Here is a 10034-nt window from a genome sequence, read left to right as displayed (position 1 = left end):
GCGTCTTTTCACGCCCTTTCCTCAGGCGAGACACAAGCCAGTTTTCCTGCTTCGTTGGAGCAGAAAAGCGGGTCTTGTGTCTCTGACAGCGCATAAATGCGCTTGTCCCTGTAGGAGTGGCGTGTGACGCGTCATTCTTTTTGTTACGAGATAAGGATGGCAGATCATCATTCTGCCACCCTTATCTTTGTAGAGACTGACTTTTGAGTCAGCCTCTTTTCATTATCCTTTTCGGAAGTATCCGACGACCGAGTCCGTCGCGACGACGTTGATGAATACTGTCTCGTCCGCTTCCCGACAAATCCGTTCGATATCCCGCAATTCGTGACGCTCAATGACCATCATCAACGTCGCTTTCTCAGCTCGTGAATACGTACCGATCGAAGGAATCTGCGTGATTCCACGAATGATGTGCTGATGCAGAGCCGTTGTGATGTCATCCGCATGATTCGTGACGATAAAAATCGTCAAGCGTTGGTTACTTGTATGAATCTCATCGACGACCTTAGAAGTCACGTAGATGAAGACGATCGTATATAAGGCAGTCGACCAGCCGAACAAGGCACCTGCCAATAGTGCGATCAAAAAGTTCAAGACGAACAGATATAAGCCGACACTGCGATCGGAAAAACGGGCAAAGATGAGGGCAACGATATCAAACCCACCCGTCGAAGCACCGAATTTAATCGTGATACCGGTACCAATCGCAAGCAAGACCCCTCCAAACACTGCATTCAGTGTCTGATCACCTGGTATGACAGCATATTGAGGAATAAGGCCAATAAAAATCGTCGTTGCCAGAACCGAAATCAACGTGACGATTGTAAAACTCCGACCTAACATGATCCATGCAAGCACGATCAAAGGGATGTTCAGCGCTAAGAACCAAACGTTTTCACCAAACGCAAACGCTGTATTTTGAAGGACTTGCGTCAAGATTTGGGCAAGTCCTGTAAATCCAGTCGAATAAACACCACTTGGAATCAAAAACCAGTTCATGGCAACGGCAATGACGAATCCTCCAATCGTAGCCACGATCACTTTTAACATACTTTCCTTTACTACTGCTGTCACACGCCGTTCTCCTCTCATTCATAACTATCTTGAAACACTTTAGCACATTCAAATGTCGCCGGATAGTCAAGATTTCCAAAGATTGATGTTCTTTTACATGATGGCGTTTTCATTTGTGACAAAGGTGTCCTCTAATTCGTGTTACACAAAAAAAGAACCGACTTGGCATCGGTTCTTTTTCATCGTATTTATACTGTCATCGAAGCAGGCACCGTAATCTTTCCTCCTGCCGGAACTTCTACAGTCGTTCCATGAACGTTTAAGCTGAATGCTTCGCCTTCCGTCTGAGTGATTTCGACGGCGTTTGGCTGAACATGGACATGTATATGATGACCGCGCCACTGCATCCGGAACGCATAGCTCGTCCAGCCTTTTGGCAACATCGGCTTAAAGGACAACGTATCGTTCGCTACCCGTAATCCGGCGAACCCGTGGACGATCGACATCCAAGATCCAACCATCGACGTGATGTGTAATCCGTCTTCTGTATCATTGTTGTAGTTATCAAGGTCAAGTCGTGCCGAACGTTGGTACAGTTCGACCGCTTTTTCCTCATAGCCGACTTCCGCTGCAATGATCGAGTAGATACACGGAGATAATGATGATTCGTGAACCGTACGTGGTTCATAGAAATCGAAGTTCGCTTTCTTCTCTTCTAGACTGAAGCGATCCGTCAAGAAGTAGAGACCTTGCAGGACATCTGCCTGTTTGATGAATACAGAGCGAAGGATCCGGTCCCAAGACCAATTCTGGTTCAGCGGAAGATGTTTTGGATCGAGTTCAGCGACCAGGATTTGTTCCTTATCCATGAAGCCATCCTGTTGCATGAAGATACCAGGAGCTGCTTCATCTTTTGGATAATACATCTTCGCGTCGATATCTGCCCACTTCGCCAGTTCCTCATCCGTCAACGCTAATTGATGCATGAGTTCTTGCAAACGTTCTGGTTCTTCTTGTGCCAAATGACGGTGAACGGTCTGCGTATATTCGAGACACCATGCTGCGATCAAATTCGTATACCAGTTGTTGTTGACGTTGTTCTCGTATTCATTTGGTCCCGTCACCCCAAGAATCATATAGACATCCTTATGCGCCACATAATTGACACGGCTTGCCCAATAACGAGCAATCTCGACTAACACTTCAAATCCGTATTGTCCGAGATACGATGTGTCACCCGTGTAGTTCGTGTAATTATAAATCGCATGCGCAATTGCACCGTTCCGGTGAATTTCTTCATGTGTGATTTCCCACTCGTTGTGGCACTCTTCTCCGTTCATCGTCACCATCGGATAAAGCGCACCCTTCATCCCAACATTCTTATCCGCATTTTCTTTTGCTTGCGGTAATTGATTGTGGCGATACTTGAGTAAATTCCAAGCCACTTCCGGTTTCGACGTCGCAAGGTAGAAGTTCAAGCAGTACGCTTCTGTATCCCAATACGTCGCACCACCATACTTCTCGCCCGTGAAGCCTTTTGGTCCGATGTTGAGGCGTGAGTCTTCACCTGTGTAGGTCTGGAACATATGGAAGATGTTGAAACGAATCCCTTGCTGTGCCTCGACATCACCTTCAATCTTCACATCCGCTTCTTCCCAGTGGTGCAACCAAGCTGCTTCATGTGTCGCAAGCAATGGTTCAAAGCCTGATTCGAATGCGACGTGAACCCGTTTCATCGCTTGCTCCAGTAACGCATCGATTTCATGATCGCGATTCGTTACGAGCGCAACGAATTTCTCGACAGTGACACCCTCACCTACTGCGGCTTGTTTCGTGAAACGATTCGCGACGTACTGCGTATTGCCATCGACGACCTCACACCGTGCGCCTTCGACGTCCGTGATCATAGCTGCCGTCACATGCCAATCGAGCTTTTTCGTTTTTGATGTGACATAACCAAACCGTTCTTCAATTCCGTGTTCAACGGGAAGCCAGAACTTCTCATCATAGTTTGAGTCTTCATTCTCAACATCCGCATCGAGATATGATTCAATGATGACCTCTGCTTCGAAATTGACAGGTGTTACCGTATATTGCAAGGCAGCGATTTCTTTATCGACGATCGAGAAGAAACGCTTGGATTCGACTTTTATCTCTTCTTCTCCATGCTTCAACAACATCGCCCGCGTCAACACACCATGTTGCATATCAAGTTCACGTTTGAAGTCGATGACTTCCCACGTATTCAAATCAACAGTTTTTCCGTTGACAGATACTTTCAAACCCATGATGTTGACAGCATTGAGTACTTTCGCGAAGTACTCCGGATAACCGTTTTTCCACCAGCCGACACGTGTCTTATCCGGATAATAAACACCTGCGACATACATGCCTTGATGCGTGTCCCCTGTGTACTCTTCTTCAAACGTTCCGCGCATTCCCATATGACCGTTTCCGATCGATGTCATCGATTCTGCCAATCGATTATCTTCTGGATGAAAACCAAGCTCTGTAATTTTCCACTCATTGACCTCAAAAAGTCGTTTCATCGTCAAGTCGCTCCTTTTTTATGCTACGCATGTCAGTCAATCTGATCATGTAAGCGTTTCATCTATACTCTACATTCTTTATTGTACACATAAAAAGCATCAATGCAATCGTTTGCACGAAAATAAATTTCTTTTTCTGCAACCGCTTCCTTTTACTAGAAATCGACATCCATTTGAATCAAAAAAAGTCTATTTTCAAACCAATCGGTTTAAAAATAGACTTCTGTTTCACGCTTCAGATTTTCCGCCACAAGACTGACGGACGACGAGATAATGTGGAACGATGACGCGCTTCCCATAAGGGGTCGCATCTTCATTGATTTGTTCAATCAAACAATTCGTCGCTTCAAAACCAAGTCCAAAGATATTGATTTCAACAGAAGTCAACGGTGGGCTTGAGAATTCTGCGATGAACAAGTTATTGAAACTGACGACGGCCATTTGATCCGGCACACCGATCCCCATCTCATTCAGGGTACTCATGACACCAAGTGCCATCATGTCGTCACTGACGACGACAGCCGTCGGCGGATGTTCAAGCGACATCAGTCGTTTGACTGCCTCAGCGCCTCCTGTCGTCATGAATGGTGCACTGACGATGTAGGATTCTTGAATCGGGATGCCCTCTTCCATGAGAGCCGTCTTGTAACCCCCGACACGTTCTTGCGTCACAGCTAAATCCTGTGCGCCTCCGACGAATGCGATACACTCATGCCCAAGTTGATGCAAGTACTTCGTCACTTCGCGACCGGCTAGATAATTATCCGTATCGACATACGTGACATGTGATGAATCACTGAATGGTTTTCCGACGACGACGAACGGAAACTTCGAATCTTGCAGAAATTGAACGACTTTGTCATCCGTACGGGAATACAGTACGACGACACCATCGACACGACGGCCCTGAACCATCGAGACGACACCTTCATATACTTCTTCTTCCGAGACACCTGTCGTCATATATAACGAATATCCATTTTGATGCGCTTTTGTACTGATTCCTCGAATGACCTCCGAAAAGAACGGGTTTTGTAGCGTTTTTGTTGCAGCACTTGGCATGACGAGACCGATCGCTTGTGTCGTTCGATTCGCGAGACTGCGCGCATGAACGTTCGGATAATACCCGAGCTCATCCATCGCCTGCCGCACCCGTTCCTTCGTCTTTTGACTGATGCGTGAACTATTCGCAATGACGCGTGATACCGTCGAGGGTGCGACATTCGCTTCCCGTGCTACATCCTTGATTGTTACCTGCATCCCCTTCACCTCACATTTCCCCTAGTTAAGTATTTTATTTTGTTTGACGTTGCATGCGTTTACGGTGAACGAGAAGAAGTATGAGCGCTAAAATCGGAGCAATCGCACCAATTGCGATGATCGACCACCAGTTGACTTGTGACTTTTCGATGACATAGCTGTTCGCACTATTTGCATCAAGCGTGATCTCATAGGCGTCACCATCTTGACGCACCAAGTCTGAGAATAAAAGTCCTCTTAGACGCTGATCATCACCGACTTCTTTCGCAGACACGCGTAAGCTCGTCTTTTTTTCTCCAAGATTAATCGCGTAAATGACTTTTTGTTGTTTCGTCTCCCGTGAGTAGACTGCCATATGATCGGTTTTTGCGATCAAGCGTTGCTTCCCTGTTGCAAACGCTGGGTAGTCCTGACGCATCTCGTTCAACGTTTTTACGTACTGTTGCATCTTCTTATTTTGATCAAATGTCATCATCATCCGGTTTCCAGGATCCTCACCACCTGGCATCGCCACCTCTGTTCCTTGGTAGACGATCGGCATCCCTGGTGCAGCATAGAGTGCGAACAGCGCTAATCGAAGCTGCCGCTCCTCTTCATCTGCTCCACCAATCTTTGCTTCCGTGATGAAGCGCTTGACATCATGATTATCAATGAAGGTTGCAAGTCCCTTGGCATTCGGATTAAACGTAGTATCTCGATTATAAACTGAATCGAGCTCTTCCGCGGAACCATTTTTGCGAGCAAACTGATCCTTGACTCCATAATAAAACGGGAAGTTCGTCACAGAATCAAAACCTAATTTCGAATAGGACGCGATTTTTCGCGGATCTCCATCGAACACTTCAGCCAACAAGAATAAGTCTGGATGCTTTTCTTTTACTGCTGGGATAAACGTTTTCCAAAATGACGCTGGCACATGGCGAACCGTATCGAGCCGGTATCCGTCTATACCCGTTTCATCGACCCAGTAGTTCGCGACATCAACTAAATAATCCACGACTTTCGGATTTTCTGTATTGAAGTCCGGTAAATCGAACAGCCAGTTATTCTCGACTTCCGACGGGTTATTCCAGTTCATGATCGGTTGATTTTTATGAAACCACTCCGGTTTTTCTTTCACCATTGGATGATTTGGTCCTAAATGATTGACGACAAGATCAAGGACGACCTTGATATCCCGTTTATGCGCTTCTTTGACGAGACGTTTAAACTCTTCCTTTGTTCCGAAGTGCGGATCAATCTCGTAATAATCATCCGTCCAGTATCCATGATAACCATTCGGACGGTTCTTAAAGATCGGCGTCAACCAAATCGAAGTGAATCCCTTTTCCTTGATGTAATCGAGACGTTTCGTCACACCTGCTAAATCGCCACCTTGGAACGCTTTTGGATTTTCGGGATCCGCCTCTCGATCATTACTCGGATCGCCATTCTCGAACCGGTCCACCATGATGAAATACATTCGTTCTTTTTCCCAACCTGCTGCTTCACCCGTCATCGGTTGAAGCCCGATAGACAAGAGAAGCGGCAAGAGGAGAAGCATTATGCCTCGTCTCATGCCGCTGATTTCCCCCTTATGATTATCCTTTCGTTCCACCTGCTGTCAATCCAGACACGAAGAAGCGCTGGAATGCGAAGAAGAGAAGAACGATTGGAACTGCTGATAATACGGCACCTGCCGCAAATAACGTGAAGTTATTGTCGAACTGCTCCGACACCATGTTGTACAACCCGACCGCAAGTGTCTGTTTCTCAGGAGAACGCAGGACGAGCGATGCTAAAATGAAGTCGTTGAATGGTGCCATGAAGTTGAACAATGCGATGACGGCGACCATCGGTTTTGCTAGCGGTAAGATGATTTGCCAGAAGATTCGTAAGTGACCGGCACCATCCATCCGTGCCGCCTCATCGAGTTCTTTTGGAATCGTATCGAAATATCCTTTTGCAAGATACGTATTCATTGGAATCGCGCCACCCGAGTAGAGTAGGATGAGCGCCAGATGCGTATCAAACAATTCTAACATATTAAGCAAGACATAAATCGCAATGATTGCAACGAATTGCGGTACCATCTGCAACACGAGGAACAAGATGAGTGAATTTTTCCGACCGACGAAGCGATAGCGTGAAAAAATGTATCCTGTTAAAGTGATTAGCGCGACGGAGACGACCATCGTGATGACGGCAATCTTGATTGTGTTTAAATACCACATGCCATAATCCGTTTTTGACGGATCAAACAAATCAAAGTAGTGAATCAAAGTCGGATTACTTGGGAAGATATCCGATGTAATACTTTTCCCTGGGTTAAGTGAAGTACCAACGACCCAAAGGAGTGGATAGACGATAATGATGGAGGCGACCGTCAAAATGAGATATGACAACGCCATGTTGATTCGGTTTTGTTTTCTCATATTAGATCATATCCTCATCTTTAAATGATTTTGAACGCTTGAACTGAATAACGGCAATCGTCATGATGAAGAACGACAACACAAGCGTGATCGCTGCTGCGAATCCATACTGCGGGTTCGCGCCAAGCGACAATTTGTAAATCCACGAAATCAAGATATCCGTTCCACCAGCCGATTGACCCGGTACTGCCGGTCCACCGTTGTTGAAGAGATAGATGATATTGAAGTTATTGAAGTTGAACGTATACTGCGTGATCAAGATCGGTGCTGTTGCGAAAAGAATCATCGGCAACGTGATTAAGCGGAATTTCTCTCCTGCTGTCGCTCCATCAATTGTTGCTGCCTCATAGAGATCCTCTGGTATCGACTGCAAGATCCCTGTCGTCAGCGTCATGATGTATGGAAAACCTAACCACCATTGAATCCCGATCAATGCAAGCTTCGTATACGTTGGATCCGTCATCCAGTCGAGACCGTTATCGAGACCAATCGCTGGTAACAATGTCGTATTGAAGACACCGAATGTCTCATTGAACATCGAGCGGAAGATCAAAATCGTGATGAACGCTGGTACTGCCCATGACAGGATCAAGATGGAACGGAAGAACCGTTTTCCTTTGAGTCCCTTTTGGTTCAGTAAGACTGCCAGTCCGATACCGATCGCGATGACACCTGTCGTCGAAGCGACGGTCCAGACAAGCGTCCAACCAAGAACGCTGACGAATGTGTCGCGGAAAATATCAACCGTGAAGATATTCAAGAAGTTTTGAATCCCGATCCAGTCAACCAGCTTTGCTGGCGGCGAGTTGTTGAACTTATAGTTTGTAAAAGCAATCAAGAAAGTAAAAATCAACGGTAAGACGACCGTGAACACTAAAAGTACTAATGAAGGAATCAACATCGCATACGGGAATCCATTATCACGGAAATTCCGAAGTTGCATCTTCAAGGAAGGTACTTCGAGGTTCATGTCGCGCAACTTACCGATTCGATACGCATCGATAAAGTTCCAGACGTAAATGGTGATACCAAAGACAAGTAAAATCAAGGCAATGATGCCCTCGACCATTAGAAAGATCGAGTGATCCCCCCTTACGCCTGGTACCTCACCGAGTGTAATCAAGCCCCAAATCGCTCCGCGATCGCCAGGACCATTTCCGGCTCCTTTGAAGAACAGTTCAAAGTTGACGAGAAAATATGATAGTACGACGACAAAAAATGTCGCGCCTTTAAGGAATTGTTTATTGTATAGTTGTCCTACTCCTGGAATGATCGACATCAGCGCCGCAATCGTGCGGTGGTTCGTCTTTTTTTCAGGCGTTGGATTCGTCGGGTGTGGTGTTGCAATCGCAGCCATCGTCCGTTCTCCTTTCCAAAGGTCATGTCTGACCTCAGGCTTCTCTTCCAACCATAAAGATGAGGGGGAATTCAAGATCCCCCTCTCTTTATCTCTTTTTCATGGATTCACGCGTTCCATTTACGCTTATTGATTGTTAGCTTCGATTTGTTGCTTGATTTGTTTGACAGCATCATCAGCTGATTTTTGTGCATCTTGCTTGTTTGTTGCAACAAGCTGGAGTGCTGCTGCCATTGGTTCCCAAACTTGACCCATCTCAGCGATGTTCGGCATTGGCACACCGTTTTGTGATTGTGCGAAGACTGCTGCTGCGACTTCGTTATCCTTGATTGCTGCATCTTCTTGAAGCGCAGTGACTGGTGGGATCTCATTGTATTTTTCGAACATTGCTTTCGCGTTCTCTTCACCAGTGAGTGATGCCAAGAACTTCTCAGCCCATTCTGCATTTTCCGAGTATGCTGAAATCGCGTATGTTTTTACACCAACGAATGTTTTAATCGGCTCACCGTTTGGAAGTTTCGGAAGTGCTGAAGCTCCGAGGTTGATGCCTTTTTCTTTATAGCTCGCAACTGCCCATGGACCGTTCATGACAGCAACAGCTTTTTTATCGCCGAAGAGTTGGTCAAGTGCTTGACCACCGCCACCACCGATAAGACCTTTCGGGAAGAGACCTTCTTTGTACCACTTGCCGATGTAATCCATACCTTCTACAGCACCTTTGTTGTTCAAGCCAATATCTGCTGGATCCAATTTGCCACCGTTGTCTTTGAAGACATATCCGCCGTAGCCACCGATTGGACCGTGCGCGAAGTAGAAGTTATCCCAAAGCGCGAGGAATCCGTATTTACCGTCTTTCTTTTGCTCAGTTGAGATCTTGTACAGATCATCCATTGAAGCTGGTGCTTCTTTTAATTCATCTTTATTGAAAAGGAGGATTGGTGTTTCAACTGCTTTCGGATATCCGTAGACTTTACCGTCAAACGTTACTGCTGATTTCGCTGTATCGATGAATGGCTCAAGTGCTTTTTCGCCATCTTTGAGTTCTGCGATCAAGCCTTGGTCAACGACTGTACCGATTTGGTCGTGTGGAAGAAGCATGATGTCCGGTCCTTTACCTGCTGGTCCGTCAAGTGCTACTTTCTTCTGCTGATCTGTCATCTTAACTTCTTTGACTTCAACTTTGACGCCTTCTTTTTCTTCGAACGCTTTAGCTGCCGCTTTAGTCGTTTCAGCTTTTTCAGTGTCTTCCCAGATGACGATCTTGCTTGGTTTTTTACTGCCTGAATCTGAAGATGATGATTCAGAATCTGATCCACCGCCACATGCTGCAAGTGCACCGATTGCCATGACAGATACAGAGAGACCTGCTACGAATTTTTTCATTTCCATGATTAAAATTTCCTCCCCAAGTTAACTTATGAATGATAAGTTTTAATGCAC

Annotated in this window: 7 protein-coding genes; all 7 read right to left on the bottom strand. The window is 46.0% G+C overall.

Annotated features, from left to right (window positions below; genetic code table 11):
- Window positions 1-222 precede the first annotated feature (222 nt).
- Complete coding sequence (locus tag B4F99_RS02520) at window positions 223-1074, bottom strand: YitT family protein (RefSeq protein ID WP_214854759.1); 852 nt, start codon at window positions 1072-1074, stop codon at window positions 223-225.
- Between the two features lie 188 nt (window positions 1075-1262).
- Entirely contained in the window at window positions 1263-3563 is a 2301-nt protein-coding gene (locus B4F99_RS02515) for a glycoside hydrolase family 65 protein (protein WP_214856709.1), read from the bottom strand.
- Between the two features lie 228 nt (window positions 3564-3791).
- Window positions 3792-4823, bottom strand: coding sequence for a LacI family DNA-binding transcriptional regulator (locus B4F99_RS02510; protein ID WP_035398727.1), 1032 nt, complete (start codon window positions 4821-4823; stop codon window positions 3792-3794).
- A 34-nt stretch (window positions 4824-4857) separates the two neighbouring features.
- Window positions 4858-6381, bottom strand: coding sequence for an alpha-amylase family glycosyl hydrolase (locus B4F99_RS02505; protein WP_214856711.1), 1524 nt, complete (start codon window positions 6379-6381; stop codon window positions 4858-4860).
- Between the two features lie 22 nt (window positions 6382-6403).
- Window positions 6404-7237 carry a sugar ABC transporter permease gene (locus B4F99_RS02500; protein WP_023467409.1) on the bottom strand — a complete coding sequence of 278 codons (834 nt, stop codon included), beginning with the start codon at window positions 7235-7237 and terminating at the stop codon, window positions 6404-6406.
- Window position 7238: 1 nt separating this feature from the next.
- Window positions 7239-8594, bottom strand: coding sequence for a carbohydrate ABC transporter permease (locus tag B4F99_RS02495; protein ID WP_214856712.1), 1356 nt, complete (start codon window positions 8592-8594; stop codon window positions 7239-7241).
- A 126-nt stretch (window positions 8595-8720) separates the two neighbouring features.
- Window positions 8721-9977 carry an extracellular solute-binding protein gene (locus tag B4F99_RS02490; RefSeq protein ID WP_174316741.1) on the bottom strand — a complete coding sequence of 419 codons (1257 nt, stop codon included), beginning with the start codon at window positions 9975-9977 and terminating at the stop codon, window positions 8721-8723.
- Window positions 9978-10034 lie beyond the last annotated feature (57 nt).

Source organism: Exiguobacterium sp. UBA3491 (assembly GCF_002377745.1).
Taxonomy (GTDB): domain Bacteria; phylum Bacillota; class Bacilli; order Exiguobacteriales; family Exiguobacteriaceae; genus Exiguobacterium_A.
This window is presented reverse-complemented; position numbering and strand designations above follow the sequence as displayed.